This window comes from Marinactinospora rubrisoli (assembly GCF_042664915.1).
Classification (GTDB): Bacteria; Actinomycetota; Actinomycetes; order Streptosporangiales; family Streptosporangiaceae; genus Marinitenerispora; species Marinitenerispora rubrisoli.
The window spans coordinates 311111-331591 of sequence record NZ_JBHTBH010000007.1 but is presented as its reverse complement, the minus strand read 5'-3'; the positions used below and the strand labels follow the sequence as shown (position 1 = coordinate 331591).

At 69.6% G+C, this 20481-nt stretch carries 31 protein-coding genes and 1 pseudogene; 1 reads left to right on the top strand and 31 read right to left on the bottom strand.

Annotated features, from left to right (window positions below; translation table 11 throughout):
• Positions 1 to 111 precede the first annotated feature (111 nt).
• On the bottom strand, positions 112 to 633 hold the full coding sequence (rpsI, locus tag ACFQRF_RS16810; RefSeq protein ID WP_379872034.1) for a 30S ribosomal protein S9: 522 nt from the start codon (positions 631 to 633) through the stop codon (positions 112 to 114).
• A gap of 35 nt (positions 634 to 668) precedes the next feature.
• A complete protein-coding gene (gene rplM, locus ACFQRF_RS16805; RefSeq protein WP_379872033.1) occupies positions 669 to 1118 on the bottom strand; it encodes a 50S ribosomal protein L13 in 450 nt (149 codons plus the stop codon).
• Positions 1119 to 2033: 915 nt separating this feature from the next.
• On the opposite strand from rplM, the gene ACFQRF_RS16800 reads away from it, so the two are divergent.
• Entirely contained in the window at positions 2034 to 3581 is a 1548-nt protein-coding gene (locus tag ACFQRF_RS16800; RefSeq protein ID WP_379872032.1) for a hypothetical protein, read from the top strand.
• A 23-nt stretch (positions 3582 to 3604) separates the two neighbouring features.
• Here ACFQRF_RS16800 and ACFQRF_RS27735 read toward each other — a convergent pair.
• The 29 genes and pseudogenes from ACFQRF_RS27735 to rplB form a co-directional block, all read right to left on the bottom strand.
• Positions 3605 to 3742: pseudogene (locus ACFQRF_RS27735) on the bottom strand (IS982 family transposase); the annotation flags it as partial.
• Between the two features lie 742 nt (positions 3743 to 4484).
• On the bottom strand, positions 4485 to 5333 hold the full coding sequence (gene truA, locus ACFQRF_RS16795; protein WP_379872031.1) for a tRNA pseudouridine(38-40) synthase TruA: 849 nt from the start codon (positions 5331 to 5333) through the stop codon (positions 4485 to 4487).
• A gap of 95 nt (positions 5334 to 5428) precedes the next feature.
• A complete protein-coding gene (rplQ, locus tag ACFQRF_RS16790; protein WP_379872030.1) occupies positions 5429 to 5959 on the bottom strand; it encodes a 50S ribosomal protein L17 in 531 nt (176 codons plus the stop codon).
• A gap of 65 nt (positions 5960 to 6024) precedes the next feature.
• Positions 6025 to 7044, bottom strand: coding sequence for a DNA-directed RNA polymerase subunit alpha (locus tag ACFQRF_RS16785; RefSeq protein WP_379872029.1), 1020 nt, complete (start codon positions 7042 to 7044; stop codon positions 6025 to 6027).
• A gap of 130 nt (positions 7045 to 7174) precedes the next feature.
• Positions 7175 to 7582, bottom strand: a complete 408-nt coding sequence (rpsK, locus tag ACFQRF_RS16780) for a 30S ribosomal protein S11 (RefSeq protein ID WP_379872028.1) — start codon at positions 7580 to 7582, stop codon at positions 7175 to 7177.
• A 72-nt stretch (positions 7583 to 7654) separates the two neighbouring features.
• Positions 7655 to 8035 (bottom strand): 30S ribosomal protein S13, encoded by a 381-nt coding sequence (gene rpsM / locus ACFQRF_RS16775; RefSeq protein ID WP_379872027.1) that lies wholly within the window; start codon positions 8033 to 8035, stop codon positions 7655 to 7657.
• 208 nt (positions 8036 to 8243) lie between these two features.
• Positions 8244 to 8357 (bottom strand): 50S ribosomal protein L36, encoded by a 114-nt coding sequence (gene rpmJ / locus ACFQRF_RS16770; protein WP_114396133.1) that lies wholly within the window; start codon positions 8355 to 8357, stop codon positions 8244 to 8246.
• Positions 8358 to 8421: 64 nt separating this feature from the next.
• Entirely contained in the window at positions 8422 to 8643 is a 222-nt protein-coding gene (infA, locus tag ACFQRF_RS16765; RefSeq protein WP_017593374.1) for a translation initiation factor IF-1, read from the bottom strand.
• A gap of 274 nt (positions 8644 to 8917) precedes the next feature.
• Positions 8918 to 9385 carry a DUF1707 SHOCT-like domain-containing protein gene (locus tag ACFQRF_RS16760; RefSeq protein WP_379872097.1) on the bottom strand — a complete coding sequence of 156 codons (468 nt, stop codon included), beginning with the start codon at positions 9383 to 9385 and terminating at the stop codon, positions 8918 to 8920.
• A 125-nt stretch (positions 9386 to 9510) separates the two neighbouring features.
• On the bottom strand, positions 9511 to 10335 hold the full coding sequence (gene map, locus ACFQRF_RS16755; RefSeq protein ID WP_379872096.1) for a type I methionyl aminopeptidase: 825 nt from the start codon (positions 10333 to 10335) through the stop codon (positions 9511 to 9513).
• Entirely contained in the window at positions 10335 to 10985 is a 651-nt protein-coding gene (locus ACFQRF_RS16750) for an adenylate kinase (protein WP_379872026.1), read from the bottom strand. Before ACFQRF_RS16750 ends, map begins: the two co-directional genes overlap by 1 nt.
• Positions 10985 to 12301 (bottom strand): preprotein translocase subunit SecY, encoded by a 1317-nt coding sequence (gene secY, locus ACFQRF_RS16745; protein ID WP_379872025.1) that lies wholly within the window; start codon positions 12299 to 12301, stop codon positions 10985 to 10987. Before secY ends, ACFQRF_RS16750 begins: the two co-directional genes overlap by 1 nt.
• A gap of 305 nt (positions 12302 to 12606) precedes the next feature.
• Positions 12607 to 13071 carry a 50S ribosomal protein L15 gene (gene rplO / locus ACFQRF_RS16740; RefSeq protein ID WP_379872024.1) on the bottom strand — a complete coding sequence of 155 codons (465 nt, stop codon included), beginning with the start codon at positions 13069 to 13071 and terminating at the stop codon, positions 12607 to 12609.
• Entirely contained in the window at positions 13068 to 13253 is a 186-nt protein-coding gene (gene rpmD, locus ACFQRF_RS16735) for a 50S ribosomal protein L30 (RefSeq protein WP_379872023.1), read from the bottom strand. Before rpmD ends, rplO begins: the two co-directional genes overlap by 4 nt.
• Before the next feature lie 3 nt (positions 13254 to 13256).
• Positions 13257 to 13859, bottom strand: a complete 603-nt coding sequence (gene rpsE, locus ACFQRF_RS16730; protein ID WP_114396139.1) for a 30S ribosomal protein S5 — start codon at positions 13857 to 13859, stop codon at positions 13257 to 13259.
• Positions 13860 to 13908: 49 nt separating this feature from the next.
• Positions 13909 to 14295 (bottom strand): 50S ribosomal protein L18, encoded by a 387-nt coding sequence (gene rplR, locus ACFQRF_RS16725; protein ID WP_379872022.1) that lies wholly within the window; start codon positions 14293 to 14295, stop codon positions 13909 to 13911.
• Between the two features lie 2 nt (positions 14296 to 14297).
• The gene (gene rplF, locus ACFQRF_RS16720) at positions 14298 to 14834 is read right to left on the bottom strand and encodes a 50S ribosomal protein L6 (RefSeq protein WP_379872021.1); all 537 of its coding nucleotides are present in this window, start codon (positions 14832 to 14834) and stop codon (positions 14298 to 14300) included.
• Between the two features lie 16 nt (positions 14835 to 14850).
• Entirely contained in the window at positions 14851 to 15249 is a 399-nt protein-coding gene (gene rpsH, locus ACFQRF_RS16715) for a 30S ribosomal protein S8 (protein WP_379872020.1), read from the bottom strand.
• A 277-nt stretch (positions 15250 to 15526) separates the two neighbouring features.
• A complete protein-coding gene (locus tag ACFQRF_RS16710; RefSeq protein WP_379872019.1) occupies positions 15527 to 15712 on the bottom strand; it encodes a type Z 30S ribosomal protein S14 in 186 nt (61 codons plus the stop codon).
• Positions 15713 to 15774: 62 nt separating this feature from the next.
• A complete protein-coding gene (gene rplE / locus ACFQRF_RS16705; protein ID WP_379872018.1) occupies positions 15775 to 16350 on the bottom strand; it encodes a 50S ribosomal protein L5 in 576 nt (191 codons plus the stop codon).
• Positions 16350 to 16655 carry a 50S ribosomal protein L24 gene (gene rplX, locus ACFQRF_RS16700; RefSeq protein WP_379872017.1) on the bottom strand — a complete coding sequence of 102 codons (306 nt, stop codon included), beginning with the start codon at positions 16653 to 16655 and terminating at the stop codon, positions 16350 to 16352. The genes rplE and rplX overlap by 1 nt, the downstream gene beginning before the upstream one ends.
• Positions 16656 to 16658: 3 nt before the next feature.
• The gene (rplN, locus tag ACFQRF_RS16695) at positions 16659 to 17027 is read right to left on the bottom strand and encodes a 50S ribosomal protein L14 (protein ID WP_078763265.1); all 369 of its coding nucleotides are present in this window, start codon (positions 17025 to 17027) and stop codon (positions 16659 to 16661) included.
• Positions 17028 to 17127: 100 nt separating this feature from the next.
• A complete protein-coding gene (gene rpsQ / locus ACFQRF_RS16690) occupies positions 17128 to 17403 on the bottom strand; it encodes a 30S ribosomal protein S17 (protein WP_379872016.1) in 276 nt (91 codons plus the stop codon).
• Complete coding sequence (gene rpmC, locus ACFQRF_RS16685; protein ID WP_379872015.1) at positions 17400 to 17654, bottom strand: 50S ribosomal protein L29; 255 nt, start codon at positions 17652 to 17654, stop codon at positions 17400 to 17402. Before rpmC ends, rpsQ begins: the two co-directional genes overlap by 4 nt.
• Positions 17654 to 18070, bottom strand: a complete 417-nt coding sequence (gene rplP / locus ACFQRF_RS16680; protein WP_379872014.1) for a 50S ribosomal protein L16 — start codon at positions 18068 to 18070, stop codon at positions 17654 to 17656. The genes rpmC and rplP overlap by 1 nt, the downstream gene beginning before the upstream one ends.
• Positions 18071 to 18073: 3 nt before the next feature.
• The gene (gene rpsC, locus ACFQRF_RS16675) at positions 18074 to 18889 is read right to left on the bottom strand and encodes a 30S ribosomal protein S3 (protein ID WP_379872013.1); all 816 of its coding nucleotides are present in this window, start codon (positions 18887 to 18889) and stop codon (positions 18074 to 18076) included.
• Positions 18889 to 19266, bottom strand: coding sequence for a 50S ribosomal protein L22 (gene rplV, locus ACFQRF_RS16670; protein ID WP_379872012.1), 378 nt, complete (start codon positions 19264 to 19266; stop codon positions 18889 to 18891). The genes rpsC and rplV overlap by 1 nt, the downstream gene beginning before the upstream one ends.
• 72 nt (positions 19267 to 19338) lie before the next feature.
• The gene (gene rpsS, locus ACFQRF_RS16665) at positions 19339 to 19617 is read right to left on the bottom strand and encodes a 30S ribosomal protein S19 (RefSeq protein ID WP_379872011.1); all 279 of its coding nucleotides are present in this window, start codon (positions 19615 to 19617) and stop codon (positions 19339 to 19341) included.
• A 12-nt stretch (positions 19618 to 19629) separates the two neighbouring features.
• The gene (gene rplB / locus ACFQRF_RS16660) at positions 19630 to 20463 is read right to left on the bottom strand and encodes a 50S ribosomal protein L2 (protein ID WP_379872010.1); all 834 of its coding nucleotides are present in this window, start codon (positions 20461 to 20463) and stop codon (positions 19630 to 19632) included.
• Positions 20464 to 20481: the final 18 nt, after the last annotated feature.

Here is a 20481-nt window from a genome sequence, read left to right as displayed (position 1 = left end):
GCGCCGGAAAACGGCTACGGCCCGCTCGGACCGCCCGTTCGCGATGACGGGCGGCCGACGGGCCGTAGCTGCGAGCCGATGAACATCGGCGGGGAGGACCAGGCGGTCCGGTTACCGCTTGGAGTACTGCGGAGCCTTGCGGGCCTTCTTGAGACCGGCCTTCTTCCGCTCGACCTTGCGGTCGTCACGGGTGAGGTGGCCGGCCTTCTTCAGGACCGGGCGGTTGTTCTCGCGGTCCTGGTCGGCGAGCGCGCGGGCGAGACCGTGCCGCAGGGCACCGGCCTGACCGCTGGTGCCGCCACCGGTGAGGCGGGCGACGACGTCGTAGGCGTCCTCAAGTCCCAGGGCGGCCAGCGGCTCCTTGATCAGCTGCTGGTGGACCTTGTCCGGGAAGTAGACCTCAAGCGGCTTGCCGTTGATCTTCCACTCGCCGGACCCCGGCGCGATGCGGACGCGCGCGATGGCCCGCTTGCGACGCCCGGTGCCCGCGGCGGGACCCGCCGCGACGGGCGCCACCCCGTAGCCGGGGGCGTCCGGAGTCTCGCTGGTGTACTCAGCGGGGAACTCCTCGGGGTTGTCCTCGTAGGACACGTCCTGGTTGGCGACGTCTTCGGTACCGGTGGGCTCGACCACGGTTCTCCTCGTACTTCCTTCAGTCTCGCGAACGCCTAGGCCGGCTGCTCGATCTTCGTGATTTCGAACGGCACCGGCTTCTGGGCCTGGTGCGGGTGCTCCGCGCCGGCGTACACCTTCAGCTTCTTGGCCATCTGGCGGCCCAGGGAGTTCTTCGGCAGCATGCCCTTCACGGCCTTCTCGATGGCGCGCTCGGGGTGCTTGGCGAGGAGCTCGCTGTAGGCGACGGAACGCAGACCGCCGGGGTAACCGGAGTGCCGGTAGGCCCGCTTCTGCTCCAGCTTGTTGCCGGTCAGCGCCACCTTCTCGGCGTTCACGACGATCACGAAGTCGCCGGTGTCGATGTGCGGAGCGTAGTACGGCTTGTGCTTGCCTCGGAGCAGCGTGGCGACGTGGCTGGCCAGCCGCCCGAGCACGACATCGCTGGCGTCGATGACGTGCCACTGACGCTGGACATCGCTGGGCTTAGGGCTGTATGTGCGCACGATCGTAAGCCTTCGTCTCAGTCGGCGGGCGCCATCCCCGCGGACGGAGATGGAGATACTCGTAATTGCTGGTCCGGACCGCCCGCTGCGGCGGACCAGCCCGGTGGTCGGATGCGTGGACGATGAAGCGTGATCGGCACCCAACAAGAAGGTGTGGGAACCCACGGCAACTCAACGCACAACGACGGAACATCGTACCGATCAGATGCGCCACAGGTCAAAACGGCCCATGATCATATTGCATGTGGCCCATGGGCCGACATGTGGTCGCACCGCGATCCGTGATGACTCCACACTCATTATGCCTTGTCGGATGAGTGCTTCGGCCACGCCGGGAACGCCCGTCGCCGCGCGGCGCGCGGACCGCCCGGAGGCCGCGTCCGTGGTGGTGGGCGGCGTCATGGCGGCGGGAGGACGGGACGCCTATCATCGCGAAGGAGCACGCGCGCCGGACCGCCCGAGGCCGGCTCCGTGCGAGCATAGCGGGTCCACGGTGGCTCACGTCCGCCCCGGCGCGGACGGCTCGCCCGGAGAACGGCTATCCTCAGCCCACACGGCCGGTTCCACCGGCCCCGCCCCGCCTGATCCCGAGAAGCCGGTCAGCCGCCGTTCTCCCGTCCCCCGCCGCCGCAGCCGGCGGCCTCAGCGTCGCAAGGTCGATCACGGGGAAGCCGGGCAGCGCCCCGATCGATCGCCTCATCCGCCTCCCCGGTCGCCCGGGCGGCCCGCCGCAACCGGCCGGGTCCGCGCCCGGCCCGCACGACCGGCCGGCCGCCGCGGTCCGTCCGCTCGCGCCGGAGGCGGGAGCATCAGCCGCCGCCCATGGACAGTCTCCGGAGTTCTCCCATCGCACCGCATCCGAATGAGCCGCAGGACGGCCGTCCCGGTCACCCCGGACGACCGCCGTCCCCGCCCGTGACCGCCGACCAGGCCGGCCGGCAGCAGAGCGCCCCCTGGGACGACCTGTTCTCCGCCGACCCGCCCCCGGCCGCCCAGCCGCCGGACGACCCCCGAACCGCGCCGCCCGGCGGCCCGGCGCCGCAGCCGCCGCCCGGCTGGCCCGCGCACCTGCCTCCGCCCGGCCACCAGGGCCCTTGGGGCGCGCCGGGACGCCAGGGACCGCAGACCGGCGGCCAGCGCCCGCCCACCGGCCCGCAGGCGCCGTACGCCACTCCCTACGGCCAGCAGCCCCCCGCCGCTCCGTCATGGGGCGACCCGGCCGGCCAGCCCCCGCACGCGGCCCCGCCGCGCCCGCTCCCGGACGGTGGCCCGGCGGCGCTGCCGCCCGCCGGACCCGGGTCCGGGCCGCAGCGGCCGTACGGGTGGCCGGGCCCGCCGGTGGACGCGCCGAGCGGCGGCCAGCGTCCGCCCACGGGGCCGCAGCCGCCCTACCCCGGCGGCCAGCAGCCCCCGTGGCCCGGCCAGTCGCCGACAGGGGGCCAGCATCCGCTGCAGGGACGGGTCATCCCGCCCGGCGCCTCGGGCCCACAGGTCCCGCCCGGCGGTCCCCGCCATCCCGAGCCCGGCCCACCGAACCCGTACCCCGGCGCGGGACCGGACGACGGCGCCACCCAGTTCATCCCGCCGGTGACCGACGACGGCGCCACCCAGACCATCCCCCCGGTGCGCGACGAACCTCCGCCCAGCCGGCCGGCCGACGACGTGTTCGGCGGCCGGCCGATGTTCCGCGACGAGGCTCCCCCACGCGACACCGGTTCCACCACCGCCCAGTTCGACATGTCCGGCTTCACCGCCGATCCGGGCGGTGACGCCCGCGGCGGCCGGCCACGCGGCGGCGGTTCGGGCACCGGCCGCCGGGGCGGGCCGTCGCCGAAGATCCTCATCGGCGCCGGGTTCGGCGCCCTGGTGCTGCTCGGCGGCATCGGCGCCTTCGTCCTCGCCACCCAGGGTTCCTCCGGCCCCGGCGAGTACGAGGTCAGCCAGGTCGCCGACGAGAGCGTCGACCCCGACCCGCTCCAGGTGGACGACGTGTTCGGCGCCGAGAGCATCGAGGTGGACGGGCAGACCTTCACCCGGGTGCAGACCGACGACACCGAACGGTGCGAGACCGTGACGCACGGCGACTACGGCCAGGTGCTCGTCGACAACGAGTGCCGCCAGGTCGTGCGGGCGTCCTACGTCAACGAGGACCGCACCCGCGCGGTGACGGTCGGGGTGGCGGCGATGGCCGACCAGGACGGGGCCCAGGCCGCGCAGGAGGGCCAGGACCTCGCCTCGTCCCAGTGGTTCGCCGGTCTGGCCGGCCAGAACGGCAGCGGTGCGGAGCGCATGGACGTCGCCGGCGGCCACGGCTCCGGCGCCACGTGGGGCCGGTACGTCGTGTTCGCGCTGGCCGCGAACGCGGACGGCCGCACCCCCGGGGGCGACGCCGCCGACCTCGCCGAGCTGAGCGGCCAGTTCGTCAACCTCCCGCTCGTCCCGCTGGGCGACCGCGCCGCCTAGATCGTCGCTGGGAAATGCCCTGGTCAGTGGTCGTACGCGATCAATGACCGCTCGACCGGGGCGCCCACCGGCCAGTCGCGCCGGACCGCCGCGTTCAGCGCGCGGACGCGCCGGCCGGTACGACCCCACCGCCCCTCGGTGATACGCGCGGCGTGGCGCTCCGGGAGGCGCCGCAGCGGACGGGGGCGCCGTCCATCAGCCTGAGCTTCGAGGTGCTCGGAATCGCACCGGAGCAGGACCTGGGTCACGGTTACGCACACCGGTTCGGCGTCAGTGAGCAGGCAGGGGCGCCCCGGCGGGCTCATTGCGCGAAGGGGGCACATGGTCGTCCAGTCGGACGTCGAGTGCGCTCAGAAGGGCGTCGACCGCAGTCTTCACACACCGATCCTCGACCCCCTTCGTCATGGGCGCGGCAGCTTCAGAGATCCCCCATCAACGATCCAACGGACCAGGTCCGCAGGACGCGGCGCCGGGTGCCGCCCGGCACCCGGCGCCTCCCCGGGACGGATGCCCGGCGTGGCGGCGGAACCGTCCGTTCGGGGAACGGTCCGCCGCTGCCTGTTCCGGCCGACGCCGACGGGAACCGGCGACGCTCGCGTCCGGACCGCACGGCGGCACGTCCGGGAGTCCACGCGGACGTCCCGTCCGACCGTCTGCGGGGTACGCGGCGCATCGCCCCGGATCACGGTGTGCGAGAGCCGGTGTCGCGGAGCGGCACGCCGCACCCGGACCCGTAGCTCGGCCGTCCCGAGACTCACCGACATACTCGAAGGCCGCTCGGCGGCGCGCCTCGGATATCGAGCTCCCCACCACCGGCGAACACGACCACACCGACGGCCTGCGGGAATGGTGCACCTGTCCCGAGCGATTCACTCCAACGCGCGGCCACGTGACCCGGCCGTGTCACTCCCCCGGCAGGGTCCGGACCCGCCGGGTGGCGCGCGCCCGCTCCGCCAGTTCGGCCTCGGGCGGGTAGCGGACCTCCTCCAGGCTCAGGCCGTGCGGCGGCACCACGTGCACCGCGGAGTCGCGGACGCCCGCGGCCAGCACCCGGCGCGGCCACTCGATCTCCCGGCGGCCGTCGCCCACCGCCAGCAGCGCGCCGATCAGCGCCCGCACCATGTTGTGGCAGAAGGCGTCGGCCTGCACGGTCGCGGCGTACAGGTGTTCCTCCTCACGGACCCAGTGCAGCCGGAGCAGCTCGCGGATGGTGGTCGCGCCCTCCCTGCGGCGGCAGAACGCGGCGAAGTCGTGCTCGCCCACCAGCCGGGCGGCGGCCGCGTTCATCCGGTCGAGGTCCAGCGGGCGCTTGTGCCAGAGCACGTCCCGCCGACGCAGTGGCGGCACTCCGGCCGGGGCGTCGCTGACCCGGTAGACGTAGCGGCGGAACAGCGGGGAGAACCGTGCGTCGAACCCCTCGGGTGCCGGGCGGACCGCGCCGACCCGCACGTCGGACGGCAGCACGCCGGCCAGCCGCCGGAGCAGCCGGTCCCCCTCGGCGGCCCACACGTCCGCGGGCACGCTGACCTCCGCCACCTGGCCGCGGGCGTGCACCCCGGCGTCGGTGCGCCCCGCGCAGGTGATGGCGGGCTCCTCTGGCAACCGCAGCACGCGCCCGACGGCCTCCTGCAGCGTGCCCTGCACCGTGCGCCGGCCCGGCTGGGCGGCCCAGCCGGAGAAGTCGGTGCCGTCGTAGGCGATGTCCAGCCGCAACTTGACCGGCCGCACGGCGCCGTCGCGGTCCTCCGTCATCCTGCTCCTTCTCCCCAGCAGTGCGAGAGCCCGCCACCGAGCGGTGGCGGGCTCTCACGGTCGGGTGACCGAGGACGCGTCGCGTCCTCAGCGGGTCACTCCTTGCCGTCCTCGGCCTTCTCCTCGGACTTGTCCTCGGCCGCCGCCTCCGGAGCGGTCTCCGCCGCCGGAGCGGTGGTCTCGGCGGTCTCCTCGGCGGGCTGCGCGCCCGTCTCCGGAGCGGCCGCCGGGGCCTCCTGCGTGGACTGGGCCGTGCCGGCCGTGGCCGGCAGCGCCTCCACCAGTTCGATCACGGCCATGGGGGCGTTGTCGCCCTTGCGCGGCCCGATCTTGGTGATGCGCGTGTAGCCGCCGTTGCGGTTCTCGTACCGCGGGCCGATCTCGGTGAACAGCTCGTGGACCACGCTCTTGTCGTGGATCTTCGTCAGCACCTGCCGACGCGCGTGCAGGTCACCGCGCTTGCCCAGGGTGATGAGCTTCTCCGCGTACGGACGCAGGCGCTTGGCCTTGGCCTCCGTGGTCTTGATACGACCGTGCTGGAACAGCGAGGTCGCCAGGTTCGCCAGCATGAGCCGCTCATGAGCCGGGCCGGAACCCAGGCGCGGCCCCTTCGTTGGCGTGGGCATGGTGTCGTTCTCCTAGTGGTGCGATCCTCGACCAGCACTCGGTCGTGGACCATGGGCGACGTCTTCTAGTACTGCTCGGTCTCGACGTAGGACTGGTCGTCCTCCTCGGACCCGTAGGAGTCGGCCGCGCTGGTGGGGTCGAATCCGGGCGGGGAGTCCTTCAGCGACAGGCCCATGTCGATGAGCTTCTGCTTGACCTCCTCGATGGACTTCGCACCGAAGTTCCGGATGTCGAGAAGGTCCTGCTCGGAGCGGGCCACGAGCTCACCCACGCTGTGGATGCCCTCGCGCTTCAGGCAGTTGTAGGAGCGAACCGTGAGGTTCAGGTCCTCGATCGGCAGCGCCAGGTCCGCCGCCAGGGCGGCGTCCGTCGGCGACGGGCCCATGTCGATGCCCTCGGCGTCGACGTTCAGCTCGCGCGCCAGGCCGAACAGTTCGACCAGCGTCTTTCCGGCGCTCGCGACGGCGTCGCGCGCCCGGATGGACGGCTTGGTCTCGACGTCCAGCACGAGACGGTCGAAGTCGGTCCGCTGCTCGACACGGGTCGCCTCCACCTTGTAGGTGACCCGCAGCACCGGCGAGTAGATGGAGTCGATCGGAATCCGGCCGATCTCCTGGCCGGGCTGCTTGTTCTGCGTCGCCGAGACGTAGCCGCGGCCGCGCTCGACCGTCAGCTCCATCTCCAGCTTGCCCTTGCCGTTCAGGGTCGCGATGTGCAGGTCGGGGTTGTGCACCTCGACCCCCGCCGGCGGCGCGATGTCGGCCGCCGTGACGACCCCGGGGCCCTGCTTGCGCAGGTACATCAGAACCGGCTCGTCGTGCTCGGAACTGACCACCAGGCCCTTGAGGTTCAGGATGACCTCGGTGACGTCCTCCTTGACGCCGGGCACGGTGGTGAACTCGTGCTCGACGCCCTCGATGCGGATGCTGGTGACAGCGGCACCGGGGATGGACGACAGCAGGGTCCGGCGCAGAGAGTTGCCGATGGTGTAGCCGAAGCCCGGCTCCAGGGGTTCGATGACGAACTTGGAGCGGAACTCGGAGACCGACTCCTCGGTCAGGGTGGGACGCTGAGCGATCAGCATGGTCCGTCTTCCTTTCCCACGACCGCCCGCTATATGACGGTCACTGGTCAGCCCCGCGGTTGCGGAGCCTGGTGCCCGGCCCCGGGACCCTCAGGCCCCGGGCCGACACGGCGTGTTGTACGGAACCGGGTCAGACCCGGCGCCGCTTCGGCGGACGGCAGCCGTTGTGCGGAACCGGCGTGACGTCCTGGATGGAGCCCACTTCCAGGCCGGTGGCCTGCAGCGAACGGATGGCGGTCTCGCGGCCGGACCCGGGGCCCTTGACGAAAACGTCCACCTTGCGCACCCCGTGCTCCTGGGCGCGGCGCGCGGCGGCCTCGGCGGCCATCTGCGCGGCGAACGGGGTGGACTTGCGCGACCCCTTGAAACCGACCTGTCCCGAGCTGGCCCACGAGATCACCGCACCGCTCGGGTCGGTGATGCTCACGATCGTGTTGTTGAACGTGCTCTTGATGTGAGCGTGCCCGTGGACGATGTTCTTCTTTTCCTTGCGACGCACCTTGCGCGCGGCGCCCTGCTGACGGCCCTTAGGCGGCATTCTGCATAACTCCCAAGATCATCGATCCGTTGACGGTCCGGACGAATTGCGCTCGTCCGGGCCCGGGGCGGACTACTTCTTCCCGGCCTTCTTCTTGCCGGCCACGGTCTTCTTCTTGCCCTTGCGCGTGCGCGCGTTGGTCTGCGTGCGCTGACCGTGGACCGGGAGGCCGCGGCGGTGCCGGATGCCCTGGTAGCAGCCGATCTCGATCTTGCGGCGAATGTCGGCCTGGACCTCGCGGCGCAGGTCGCCCTCGACCTTGTAGTTGGCGCTGATCCACTCGCGCAGCTTGACCAGCTCTTCCTCGGTCAGCTGGTGGACGCGCGTGTCGGGGTTGACCCCGGTGTTCTGGAGGGTCTCGGCGGCGCGGGCGCGACCGATCCCGAAAACGTAGGTGAGAGCGATCTCCACCCGCTTGTCGCGGGGAAGGTCGACGCCTTCGAGGCGTGCCATCTGGGCGAACTCCTTCAGTGCTGTAGCGGAGGTCTGTCCCGTTCGCCGTCCTCTCGTCGCCCAATCGACGAGGCCCCGGCCTCCGACCAGGGGTTCTTCCCGGGCGCCGTGCGGCGCGCGCGGGAACCGGAACGGGTCTTGCGGTTCTGCTGTGCCTACGGACCGGCGGTCCGCGAGGCGGATGGTGCGTTCAGGAAGCGGGGCTCGCTCAGCCCTGCCGCTGCTTGTGGCGCGGGTCCGCGCAAATGACCATGATCCGGCCGTTGCGGCGGATCACCCGGCACTTCGCGCAGATCTTCTTGACGCTCGGCTTGACCTTCATGGTGGCTCCGGACTCGATGCACCTCGCGCGCCGCCTGCGCTCAGGCCGGGCGGCGACGGTGCGGCTACTTGTAGCGGTAAACGATGCGCCCGCGCGTGAGGTCGTAGGGGCTCAGCTCCACGACGACCCGGTCGTCGGGGAGGATACGGATGTAGTGCATCCGCATCTTGCCGCTGATGTGGGCAAGCACCTTGTGCCCGTTGTCGAGCTCCACTCGGAACATAGCGTTGGGTAGGGACTCGATAACGGAGCCCTCGATCTCGATGGCGCCGTCTTTCTTGGCCATGTCCTCCACGCTTCGTTCATCGACTTTGTTGACGTATGTAACCCGACGGGACTCCTGCCGGGTGACCGGCACGCGTTCACGCGGGGCCGTCTCGGTTCGGAGTCGGCTCCGCTTCGAAAGAACGCTGGAAGATCAGGTCAACTGCAATAGCATACGCCAACGCGACGGATGTTGATGAACCAAGCAGAGTGACCCAACACTGACCCAACAGCCCGCGTGTGGGCACGACAAGTCTACCCGCTCCTGACAGCGCCGACGTCGCCGGCCGCCGCCGCTAGCCGTCGCCGTCCTCCGGCTCGACCGACCTGCGCACCGCCGCGATCCCCAGGGTGACGAACAGCATGACGACGCCCCACGGCGCGGCCACCCAGATCCACCACGGGTAGCCGTCGTGGGCGCCCGTGGCCACGGTGATGAGCCAGATGGTGAAGCACAGCGTGTTGACCCCGCCCCAGATGAGCCAGGGGATCAGCACCGTGGGCTCGCGCAGCACGCCACGACGCCGCGGGGGGCGTGCCGAGGTGCGCCGCGGCGCGGGCCGCAGGTCGGCGAGGTCGCGCTCGGGCAGGTCCGCGGTGATCAGGTCCAGCTCCGCCTCGGTACGGGCGCGATACACCCGCGTCAGGCGCTCGGTGAAGTCCTCGTTCTCCAGCCGCCCCTGGGCGAAGTGCTCCTGAAGCCGCCGTGCGACGCGGTCGCGGTCGGCGTCGGAGGCCCTGGTCTCCGGGGAGATCTCGGACACGGTCATCCACCCATTCCTGCTTCGGACCGCCCCGCCCGCTCCCACGCGCGAGGCCCGTCACCGCCATCGTAGTGGCGACGGGCCTCGGGCTCCGGGGTGCTGCTCCTCCCACCCCGGCCGGTGCGTCAGAAACCAGGGTCCGGCAGCCCTAGGGCGGCGATCCGCTCGCGGTTCTCCTCCCGGGCCGTCAGCACCACCGGGCCGTCCTCGGTGACCGCGACGGAGTGCTCGAAGTGCGCGGACCGCTTGCCGTCACGGGTGACCACGGTCCACCCGTCCTCCAGTTGCAGCACCTGCCGGGTGCCCCGGTTGACCATCGGCTCGATGGCCAGGCACATGCCCGCCACCAGGGCGAGCCCGCGGCCGGGCCGGCCGTGGTTGAGGACGTGCGGCTCCATGTGCATCTCGGTGCCGATCCCGTGGCCGCCGTACTCCTGCACGTTGCCATAGCGCCCACGCCGGGAGATGGCGGAGTCGATGGCGTGGCCGATGTCGCCGAGCCGGGCGCCGACGCGCATGGCCGCGACGCCGGCCCACATGGCGTCCTCGCAGACCCGCATGACCTCGGCATCGGCCGGATCCGCCTCGCCGACCGCGACCGTGATGGCGGAGTCGCCGTGCCAGCCGTCGAGGATGGCCCCGCAGTCGATGGAGATGATGTCGCCCTCGCGCAGCACCTTGTCCGCCCGGGGGATGCCGTGCACGACCTCCTCGTTGACCGAGGCGCAGATGGAGCCCGGGAAGCCGTGGTAGCCCTTGAAGGACGGCACGGCGCCCGCCGCGCGGATGCCGCGCTCGGCGATGGTGTCGAGGTCCAGCGTGCTGATCCCCGGCCGCACCGCCGCGCGCAGCGTGTCGAGCGTGTCCGCGACCACCCGGCCGGCCGCCCGCATCTTCGCGATCTCGGCCGGGCTCTTCAGCTGGATCTCCGGCTGTGCCTTGCGGAACATCACGCCCGGGCTCTCAGCGCGGCCAGGGCGCGACCGGTGACCTCGTCCACCGTTCCGGTGGCCTCGATCCCCACCAGCACCCCGGCGTTGGCGTAGAAGGTCACCAGGGGCTCGGTCTGCTCCCGGTAGACGTCCAGCCGGTGCCGGATGGTCTCCTCGCGGTCGTCATCGCGCTGGAAGAGCTCGCCTCCGCACACGTCGCACACGCCCGCCCGCTTCGGCGGGTCGTAGGCCATGTGCTGAACGTGCCCGCACGCACGGCAGGTGCGCCGCCCGGAGAGCCGCTTGACGACCTCCTCCTCGTCGACCTTCAGCTCAAGGACGACGTCGAGGCCGCGGCCGGCGTCGTCGAGCGTCTTGTTCAGCCACTCTGCCTGGGCGACGTTGCGGGGGAAGCCGTCGAGCAGGAAGCCCTCCCGGGCGTCCGGCTCGGCGAGCCTGTCCCGCACCATCGCGTTGGTCACCTCGTCAGGGACCAGGTCCCCTCGGTCCATGTAGGACTTGGCGAGGTTACCCAGCTCTGTGCCGCCGCTGACGTTGGCACGGAAGATGTCTCCGGTCGACACCTTCGGAATAGACAATTCGGACGCCAAGATTTGGGCCTGGGTGCCCTTTCCGGCTCCCGGGGGTCCCACCAATACGGCACGCACTATCGCAGAAAACCTTCGTAGTTCCTCTGCTGGAGGTGACTCTCGATCTGCTTCACCGTGTCCAGCCCGACACCGACCATGATCAGGATGCTGGTGCCACCGAACGGGAAGTTCGCGCTGGCCCCGGACGCCCCGAGCGCCAGCATCGGCAACAGCGCGATCACACCCAGGTAGAGCGCACCGGGAGTCGTCAGCCGGGTCAGGACGTAGTCCAGGTACTCGGCGGTCGGACGCCCGGGGCGGATGCCCGGGATGAACCCACCGTACTTCTTCATGTTGTCGGCCACTTCAGCGGGGTTGAAGGTAATCGCGACGTAGAAGAACGCGAAGCCGACGATCAGCGCGAAGAAGGTGGCCATGTAGACCGGGTGGGTGCCGGTCGGGCCGAAGTAGGTCGAGAGGAAGTCCACGACCGGACTGTCACTGTCCTGGCCGATCAGCCCGATGGCGAGCTGCGGCAGGTACAGCAGCGAGGACGCGAAGATGACCGGGATGACACCGGCCTGGTTGACCTTCAGCGGGATGTAGGTGGAGCTGCCGCCGTACATCCGCCGGCCGACCATCCGCTTGGCGTACTGCACCGGAATCCGGCGCTGCGCCTGCTCCATGAAGACCACACCGGCGATCAGCACCAGTCCGGCGACACAGATGATGGCGAAGATCCACGGGCTCTGCTCGCTCCAGATCCGCGCCATCGACGACGGGAACACCGCGATCACCGTGGTGAAGATCAGCAGCGACATGCCGTTGCCCACGCCGCGCTCGGTGATGAGCTCGCCGAACCACATGATGACGCAGGTGCCCGCGGTCATCACGAACACGATCGTGATCAGCGTGAGCAGGTCCTGGTTCGGCATGTAGCTGGAGGGCAGGCACGCGCCCTGGAAGAGCTGGCCGGTTCGGGCCATCGCGATGATGCTGGTCGACTGCAGCAGCGCCAGCGCCACGGTCAGGTACCGCGTGTACTGCGTGATCTTGGCCTGCCCGGCCTGGCCCTCCTTCTTGAGGGCCTCCAGCCGCGGGATCACCACCGTGAGCAGGTTCAGGATGATGCTCGCGGTGATGTAGGGCATGATGCCCAGCGCGAAGATGGCCAGCTGCAGCAGCGCGCCGCCACTGAACAGGTTGACCAGGGAGTACAGCCCGGTGGTGTCCTCGGTCTGCGCCCCCTGGAGACACTGCCGGATCGCGTCCGGGTTGATGCCCGGGGCGGGGATCACCGACCCCAGCCGGTAGATGGTCAGGATGAAAAGGGTGAACAGCAGCTTGTTACGCAGGTCAGGCGTGCGGAACGCACGGACGAACGCACCTAGCACGTCTCCTCCTGCGAGGCTTCGGCGGCGGCGGAGCCGGTTCGAGACATCGCGGCCGATCCTGAGTGGTCGTTGGACATCAGCTCGGAGCCGGCGCCCCGAGCCCGGGAGTTCTCTTCGTAAGCAGATGGCACTTTAACAGCCGTTCGACAGGTGACGCGTGACGGCGACCTCACTACGCGTGCGACAAGGCCGATCGCCAGGTAACCCGCCGCTCTCCCTAAAAGATAACGGGGCGCCGGCCGGTTTCCCCAACCTTATGGGAGTACCCGGCAGACGCCCCGTGGACTCAACTATACGAGTCTCCGCTACAGCTCGGTGGTAGAACCACCGGCAGCGGCGATCTTCTCCTTCGCCGACGTGGAGAACGCGTGCGCGCTCACCCGCACGGCGACCGAGATCTCGCCGGTGCCGAGCACCTTCACCGGCTGGTTCTTGCGAACCGCGCCCTTGGCGACCAGGCTGTCGACGGTGACCTCGCCGCCCTCGGGGTACAGCTCGCCCAGGCGGTCCAGGTTGACGACCTGGTAGGTCGTCTTGAACCGGGCGTTGCTGAAGCCCTTGAGCTTGGGGACCCGGCGGATGAGCGGCATCTGGCCGCCCTCGAAGCCGGCCGGCACGGTGGAACGAGCCTTCGTGCCCTTGGTGCCACGACCTGCGGTCTTGCCCTTGGACGCCTCGCCGCGACCCTTGCGGATCTTGGCCTTGTTGGCGCCCGGAGCGGGCCGCAGGTGGTGGATCTTGAGCAGCTCGTCGGGAGAATAGTCGTTCATTCGGCGACCTCCTCGACGGTGACGAGGTGCGCGACCACGTTGATCTGGCCGCGAACCTCGGGACGGTCCTCACGCACGACCGACCGGCCGATTCGCCCGAGTCCGAGCGACCGGAGGCTGTCGCGCTGGTTCTGCTTGCCGCCGATCTTGGAGCGGACCTGCGTGATCTTCAGCTTCGCCATGACCTAGGCCCCCGCCTTCGCTTCCGCACGGGCCCGCAGCATGGCGGCCGGAGCGACGTCCTCGATGGGCAGGCCGCGGCGCGCCGCGATCTCCTCGGGACGGTTCAGGCCCTTCAGCGCGGTCACCGTCGCGTGCACGATGTTGATCGGGTTGGACGAACCGAGCGACTTGCTCAGCACGTCGTGGATGCCGGCGCACTCCAGCACGGCGCGCACCGGGCCACCCGCGATGACACCGGTACCGGGAGCGGCCGGGCGCAGCAGCACCACACCGGCCGCGTCCTCGCCCTGCACCTGGTGCGTGATCGTGCCCTGGATGCGCGGGACGCGGAAGAAGTTCTTCTTCGCCTCCTCCACACCCTTGGCGATCGCGGCGGGGACCTCCTTGGCCTTGCCGTAGCCCACACCGACCATGCCGTTGCCGTCGCCGACGACGACCAGGGCGGTGAAGCTGAAGCGCCGGCCGCCCTTGACGACCTTGGCGACCCGGTTGATGGTCACCACACGCTCGATGTAGGAGACACCCTTGTCTGCGGCGCCGCCGCGGCGATCGTCACGGCGGTCACGCCGCTCGCCACCGGCGCCGCGCCGCGGAGCTGCAGCCATCAGTGGTTCCTCTTCTCGTAGACGTTAATGCCCTTGGCCGGAGTCATTTCTAGAACTCCAGCCCGCCGGCACGCGCGCCGTCGGCCAGCGCGGCGATACGGCCGTGGTACTTGTGGCCGCCACGGTCGAACACGACCGCGGAGACGCCGGCGTCCTTCGCCCGCTTGGCGAGCAGCTCGCCCACCTTGCGGGACTTCTCGGTCTTCGTCCCCTCGAAGGCACGCAGGTCCTTCTCCAGCGTGGACGCCGACACCAGCGTGATGCCCTTGGTGTCGTCCACGACCTGGACGAACATGTGCTTGGAGGAGCGCGTCACGACCATGCGCGGACGCTCGGGGGTGCCCGAAACCTTCTTGCGGATCCGCAGGTGCCGCCGCGCACGGGAAGCCGCGCGCGAGGCCGTGCCCTTGCGGACCAGCGTCGTGCTCTTCGCCATGCTTACCTACCAGCCTTTCCGGCCTTGCGGCGGATCTGCTCGCCCTTGTACCGCACGCCCTTCGCCTTGTACGGGTCGGGCCTGCGCAGCTTGCGGATGTTGGCGGCGACCTCGCCGACCTTCTGCTTGTCGATGCCCTCGACGTGCAGCAGGGTCGGCTTCTCCACGCGGAACGTGATGCCATCGGGCGGCTCGACCACGACGGGGTGGCTGTAGCCGAGCGAGAACTCCAGGTTCGAGCCCTTGGCCTGCACCCGGTAGCCGACGCCGTGGATCTCCAGCGTCTTGCTGAAGCCCTTGGAGACGCCCTCGATGTTGTTGGCGATCAGCGCGCGGACCAGCCCGTGCAGCGCGCGGTTGTCCGGCTTGTCGTCGGGACGCCCCACCTTGATCTGGCCGTCCTCCAGGACGACGGTGATCGGCTCGACGACGGTGTGCGTCAGTTCGCCCTTCGGCCCCTTGACTTTGACGTCTTGCCCGTCAATCGTGACTTCGACGCCCTTCGGGACCGAGATCGGCAGTCGACCGATACGCGACATGCTGAAATCTCTCCCTCTACCAGACGTAGGCGAGGACTTCGCCGCCCACGCCACGCTTCTTGGCCTGCTTGTCGGTCATCAGGCCGCCGGACGTCGAAATGATGGCCACGCCGAGGCCACCCAGGACCCGCGGAAGGTTGTCCTTCTTCGCGTAGACCCGCAGGCCGGGCTTGGAGACGCGGCGGACGCCGGCGATCGAACGCTCCCGGGTGGGCCCGTACTTCAGCTGCACCACGAGGTTCTTGCCGACGGGCGCGTCCTCGGTGTTCCAGCCCTGGACGTAGCCCTCCTGCTGGAGGATCTCGGCGATGTGCGCCTTGATCTTGGAATACGGCATCGTCACGGTGTCGTGGTACGCCGAATTCGCGTTGCGCAGACGCGTCAGCATGTCTGCGATCGGGTCGGTCATCGTCATGGCCGATTGGCCCTTCCTCGCCGCGGTTTCCGCTGAGGTCAGGTCGGTCCCTCACCGCCTGCTCCCCTGCTCCCGCAGGGGATCCTCACGGACCTACGGCGTGGTCATGGGCACCGTGGCGGACCCGCCTCTTCGGGTCGGTCCGAGCACCGTGCCTGGTCGGTTATCTGTGCAATCGTGCGGCGGATCGCCAGTCACACTGGCTCCGGGGGCCGCCGCGGGCGCCGCCGGACCGGTACACACCGGGGCCGGCCCTCGCGGGCCGGCCGACCGGTCACTACCAGCTGGACTTGGTGATGCCCGGGAGCTCACCCCGGTGCGCCATCTCGCGGAAGCAGATGCGGCAGAGGCCGAACTTCCGGTAGACGGCGCGCGGGCGGCCGCACCGCGAGCATCGAGTATACGCGCGAACCTCGAACTTCGGCTTCCTGTTCGCCTTGGCGATCAGTGCCTTCTTAGCCATGTGTGGTTACCCCTCGGGCTTCCTGGTCGTCGTCCCCGGCCGCTTCGGCCGCCCTGGACGAACTACGCTTCCTTGAAGGGGAAACCCAGCCGCCTGAGCAGGCTCCGCCCCTCGTCGTCGGTGGTCGCCGTGGTGACGACCGTGATGTCCATGCCGCGCTGGCGGTCGACCTTGTCCGGGTCCACCTCGTGGAACATCACCTGCTCGGTGAGACCGAAGGTGTAGTTGCCGCGGCCGTCGAACTGCTTCGGGGAGAGCCCGCGGAAGTCCCGGATGCGCGGCAGCGCCAGGGAGAGCAGCCGGTCGAGGAACTCCCACATCCGGTCGCCGCGCAGCGTGACGCTCGCGCCGATCGGCTGGCCCTCACGCAGCTTGAACTGCGCGATCGACTTCTTCGCCCGGTTGATCTTCGGCTTCTGGCCGGTGATGGCCGAGAGGTCGGAGATCGCGCCCTGGATCAGCTTCGCGTCCCGGGCCGCCTCGCCGACACCCATGTTGACCACGATCTTGGTCAGCCCGGGCACCTGCATGATGTTGCCGTATCCGAACTCCTCGCGGAGCCCCTGCACGATCTCGGAGCGGTACTTCTCCTTGAGGCGCGGCAGCGCGGGAGCGGCGGTGTCACTGGTGACCGTCATCAGATGTCCTTACCGGTACGGCGGGAGATCCGAACCTTGGTGCCGTCTTCGGTGAAGCGGTACCCGACACGGGTGGGCTTGCCGTCCTCGACGATCGCCACGTTGCTCACGTGGATCGGCGCCTCCTGGGTGACGACCTCACCCTGCTGGCCACCCGCCTGGTTGGCCTTCTTGTGCTTCTTGATGAGGTTGACGCCCTCGACGACGACACGCTGCTCCTTGGGAATGGCCCGCAGGACCTTCCCGGTGGCACCCTTGTCCTTGCCGGCGATGACGATGACCTCGTCGTCCTTCTTGATCTTCATCGCCTACAGCACCTCCGGCGCTAGCGAGATGATGCGCATGAACTTCTTGTCCCGCAGCTCGCGGCCGACCGGGCCGAAGATACGGGTGCCTCGCGGGTCCCCACCGTCCTTGATGAGCACCGCGGCGTTCTCATCGAAGCGGATGTAGGAGCCGTCGGGCCGGCGGCGCTCCTTGGTGGTGCGCACGACAACGGCCTTGACGACATCGCCCTTCTTCACGCCGGCGCCGGGAAGGGCGTCCTTCACCGTCGCCACGATGATGTCGCCGATGCCCGCGTATCGCCGACCCGAACCGCCGAGGACACGGATGGTCAGGATCTCCTTCGCCCCCGTGTTGTCGGCGACCTTGAGTCGCGACTCCTGCTGAATCACGTCTGCTCCTGATATTTCGCGCGGGAATGCGTCCCGCGCTGCTAGGTGGTCTCACCCCAGCGGCGGCCGATCTCCACCAACCGGCCGCCGATGCAGGGGTCTACTTAGCCTTCTCCAGGATCTCCACGACGCGCCAGCGCTTGGTCGCCGACAGCGGACGGGTCTCCATCAGGCGGACCCGGTCGCCGACACCGGCGGTGTTCGCCTCGTCGTGGGCCTTGTACTTCGTGGTGCGGCGGATGACCTTGCCGTACAGCGCGTGCTTGACGCGGTCCTCCACCTCGACAACGACGGTCTTGTCCATCTTGTCGCTGACAACGTAGCCCTCACGGACCTTGCGGTAGTTCCGCTGGGTCACGGCCTTGTCCTCGCTCATTCGGCTGCTTCCTTCGTCTTGTCAGCCGACGCGCCGGCCAGCGGCATGATGCCCAGCTCGTGCTCCCGCAGGACGGTGTAGATCCGGGCGATCTCCCGCTTGACGGTACGCAGCCGAGCGTGGTTGTCCAGCTGCCCGGTGGCGGCCTGGAAGCGGAGGTTGAACAGCTCCTCCTTCGCCTCCTTGAGCTTGCCGACCAGGTCCTCGACGGACTGGTCCCGCAGCTCCTGGGCGGTCAGGGACTTCGCCATCACGCCTCCACTTCGCGCTTCACGAACTTGCACTTCATCGGGAGCTTGTGCATCGCCCGGCGCATGGCCTCCTTGGCCACCGCCTCCGGCACACCCGACAGCTCGAACATCACGCGCCCGGGCTTGACCGGGGCGACCCACCACTCGGGGGAACCCTTACCGGAACCCATGCGGGTCTCGGCGGGCTTCTTGGTGAGCGGCCGGTCCGGGAAGATGTTGATCCACACCTTGCCGCCACGGCGGATGTGCCGGGTCATCGCGATACGCGCCGACTCGATCTGCCGGTTGGTGACGTAGGCCGATTCCAGGGCCTGGATGCCGTACTCACCGAAGTTGACCGTCGTGCCGCCCTTGGCCCGGCCCGAGAGGCTCGGGTGGTGCTGCTTGCGGTACTTGACCTTGCGGGGAATCAGCATCGGTCAGCTCCCCTCGTTCCCGGACTTCGCGCCCGCCTCGGCGCCCTGAGGCGTCTCGGCCGGCTTGCTGTCGGCCTGCTGTCCCTGGCCGCCGCCCTGCTGGCCGCCGCGACGGCGACGCTGCGGACGCTCGCGGCGCTGGCCGCCGCCCGGAGCGCGCTGCGCGGCCTGGGCGGCCTCGCGCTCGGCGCGGGTGGCCGGCGCGTCGCCCTTGTAGATCCAGACCTTCACACCGATGCGGCCGAACGTCGTGCGGGCCTCGAAGAAGCCGTAGTCGATGTCGGCGCGCAGCGTGTGCAGCGGCACCCGGCCCTCGCGGTAGAACTCCGAGCGGGACATCTCGGCGCCGCCGAGACGGCCACCGCACTGCACCCGGATGCCCTTGGCGCCGCTCTTCATGGCGCTCTGCATCGCCTTGCGCATCGCCCGCCGGAACGCGACCCGGCTGGAGAGCTGCTCGGCGACGCCCTGTGCCACGAGCTGGGCGTCGATCTCGGGGTTCTTCACCTCAAGGATGTTCAGCTGGACCTGCTTGCCGGTCAGCTTCTCAAGGTCGCCGCGGATGCGGTCGGCCTCGGAACCACGCCGGCCGATGACGATGCCCGGCCGGGCGGTGTGGATGTCGACGCGGACCCGGTCGCGGGTGCGCTCGATCTCGACCTTGGAGATCCCGGCACGCTCCATACCGCGGTTCAGCATCCGGCGGATGGCCACGTCTTCCTTGACGTAGTCCTTGTAGAGCTTGTCGGCGTACCAGCGGCTCTTGAAGTCGGTGGTCACGCCCAGCCGGAACCCGTGCGGGTTGACCTTCTGCCCCACTATCGGGTCCTTTCCTTCGTCTTGGTGGACGAGGCGCCCGCGGTCTCCCGCGGCTCGACGACCACGGTGATGTGACTCGTCCGCTTCGTGACCCGGAAGGCGCGGCCGAAGCCCCGCGGCCGAATCCGCTTCAGCGTCGGGCCCTCGTCCACCCAGGCGCGGCTGACCACGAGCGTCTCGCGGTCCAGTTTGTCGTTGTGCTCGGCATTGGCGATGGCGCTCGCGAGCACCTTGCCCACCGGCTCACTCGCCGCCTGGGGCGCGAACCGCAGCACCGCCTGTGCCTCGTCAGCGGGCAACCCGCGAATAAGGTCCACCACCCGGCGGGCCTTTCGGGGCGTAACACGGACGAACCGTGCCTGTGCCCTCGTTCCCATCGCTCTTCCCTCGCTCACGGAACTCACCCCCACGCACCGTGGGGAACATTGCTCTTACTCTGCGTGCAACCGCTAACGGCGGCTACGGCGGTCTTCCTTGACGTGGCTGCGGAAAGTGCGCGTGGGAGCGAACTCGCCGAGCTTGTGACCGACCATCGACTCCGTCACGAACACGGGGATGTGGGTCTTCCCGTTGTGGACGGCGATCGTGTGCCCGATCATCGCGGGGATGATCATGGAACGGCGGGACCACGTCTTGATGACGTTCTTGGTGCCCTTCTCGTTCTGCGTCTCCACCTTCTTGAGCAGGTGGTCGTCGATGAAGGGGCCCTTCTTAAGGCTACGTGGCATCAGACGTGCTCCTTACCGCTTCTTCTTGCTACGCCGACGCACGATGAGCCGGTCACTGGCCTTGTTCGGCTTACGGGTACGACCCTCGGGCTTGCCCCACGGGCTGACCGGGTGGCGACCACCCGAGCTCTTGCCCTCACCACCGCCGAGCGGGTGGTCGACCGGGTTCATGGCGACACCGCGGACGGTCGGGCGCTTGCCCTTCCACCGCATACGGCCGGCCTTGCCCCAGTTGATGTTTGACTGCTCGGCGTTGCCGACCTGTCCGACCGTCGCCCGGCAGGTCACCTCGACCTGCCGCATCTCGCCGGAGGGCATCCGCAGCGTGGCGTACGCGCCCTCCTTGGCGAGCAGCTGGATCTGCGAACCCGCGGAGCGGCCCAGCTTGGCGCCACCGCCCGGCTTCAGCTCGACCGCGTGCACGAACGTACCCGTGGGGATGTTCCGCAGCGGGAGGCAGTTGCCCGGCTTGATGTCGGCCTGGGGGCCGTTCTCGACGCGGTCGCCCTGCTTGAGGCCGGCCGGCGCCAGGATGTAACGCTTCTCGCCGTCCACATAGTGGAGCAGCGCGATGCGCGCGGTGCGGTTCGGGTCGTACTCGATGTGCGCGACCTTGGCCGGGATGCCGTCCTTGTCGTGGCGGCGGAAGTCGATGACCCGGTAGGCCCGCTTGTGCCCGCCACCCTGGTGGCGGGCGGTGATGCGGCCGTGGCCGTTACGTCCGCCCTTGGAGTGCAGCGGACGCACCAGGGACTTCTCCGGCTTCGAGCGCGTGATCTCGACGAAGTCGCTCACGCTGGAGCCGCGACGACCCGGTGTCGTCGGCTTGTACTTGCGAATGCCCATCTTCTTCGCGCATTCCTT

Excerpts from the sequence above, each read along its gene's own strand:
- rpsE (WP_114396139.1), bottom strand. The coding sequence starts at position 13,859 with ATGGCTGCAGCTCCGCGGCGCGGCGCCGGTGGCGAGCGGCGTGACCGC.
- rpsH (WP_379872020.1), bottom strand. The coding sequence starts at position 15,249 with ATGACGATGACCGACCCGATCGCAGACATGCTGACGCGTCTGCGCAAC.
- map (WP_379872096.1), bottom strand. The coding sequence starts at position 10,335 with ATGTTCCGCAAGGCACAGCCGGAGATCCAGCTGAAGAGCCCGGCCGAG.
- rplF (WP_379872021.1), bottom strand. The coding sequence starts at position 14,834 with ATGTCGCGTATCGGTCGACTGCCGATCTCGGTCCCGAAGGGCGTCGAA.
- rplP (WP_379872014.1), bottom strand. The coding sequence starts at position 18,070 with ATGCTGATTCCCCGCAAGGTCAAGTACCGCAAGCAGCACCACCCGAGC.
- rplV (WP_379872012.1), bottom strand. The coding sequence starts at position 19,266 with ATGGGAACGAGGGCACAGGCACGGTTCGTCCGTGTTACGCCCCGAAAG.
- rplX (WP_379872017.1), bottom strand. The coding sequence starts at position 16,655 with ATGAAGATCAAGAAGGACGACGAGGTCATCGTCATCGCCGGCAAGGAC.
- rplR (WP_379872022.1), bottom strand. The coding sequence starts at position 14,295 with ATGGCGAAGAGCACGACGCTGGTCCGCAAGGGCACGGCCTCGCGCGCG.
- rpmC (WP_379872015.1), bottom strand. The coding sequence starts at position 17,654 with ATGGCGAAGTCCCTGACCGCCCAGGAGCTGCGGGACCAGTCCGTCGAG.
- rplQ (WP_379872030.1), bottom strand. The coding sequence starts at position 5,959 with ATGCCCACGCCAACGAAGGGGCCGCGCCTGGGTTCCGGCCCGGCTCAT.
- rplE (WP_379872018.1), bottom strand. The coding sequence starts at position 16,350 with ATGACGGTCACCAGTGACACCGCCGCTCCCGCGCTGCCGCGCCTCAAG.
- rpsS (WP_379872011.1), bottom strand. The coding sequence starts at position 19,617 with ATGCCACGTAGCCTTAAGAAGGGCCCCTTCATCGACGACCACCTGCTC.
- infA (WP_017593374.1), bottom strand. The coding sequence starts at position 8,643 with ATGGCCAAGAAAGACGGCGCCATCGAGATCGAGGGCTCCGTTATCGAG.
- ACFQRF_RS16710 (WP_379872019.1), bottom strand. The coding sequence starts at position 15,712 with ATGGCTAAGAAGGCACTGATCGCCAAGGCGAACAGGAAGCCGAAGTTC.
- rplB (WP_379872010.1), bottom strand. The coding sequence starts at position 20,463 with ATGGGCATTCGCAAGTACAAGCCGACGACACCGGGTCGTCGCGGCTCC.
- rpsM (WP_379872027.1), bottom strand. The coding sequence starts at position 8,035 with ATGGCACGCCTCGAAGGCGTCGACCTTCCCCGCGACAAGCGGGTGGAG.
- rplO (WP_379872024.1), bottom strand. The coding sequence starts at position 13,071 with ATGAACGACTATTCTCCCGACGAGCTGCTCAAGATCCACCACCTGCGG.
- truA (WP_379872031.1), bottom strand. The coding sequence starts at position 5,333 with ATGACGGAGGACCGCGACGGCGCCGTGCGGCCGGTCAAGTTGCGGCTG.
- rpsQ (WP_379872016.1), bottom strand. The coding sequence starts at position 17,403 with ATGAGCGAGGACAAGGCCGTGACCCAGCGGAACTACCGCAAGGTCCGT.
- rpmJ (WP_114396133.1), bottom strand. The coding sequence starts at position 8,357 with ATGAAGGTCAAGCCGAGCGTCAAGAAGATCTGCGCGAAGTGCCGGGTG.
- rpsK (WP_379872028.1), bottom strand. The coding sequence starts at position 7,582 with ATGCCGCCTAAGGGCCGTCAGCAGGGCGCCGCGCGCAAGGTGCGTCGC.
- ACFQRF_RS16785 (WP_379872029.1), bottom strand. The coding sequence starts at position 7,044 with ATGCTGATCGCTCAGCGTCCCACCCTGACCGAGGAGTCGGTCTCCGAG.
- rpmD (WP_379872023.1), bottom strand. The coding sequence starts at position 13,253 with ATGGCGAAGCTGAAGATCACGCAGGTCCGCTCCAAGATCGGCGGCAAG.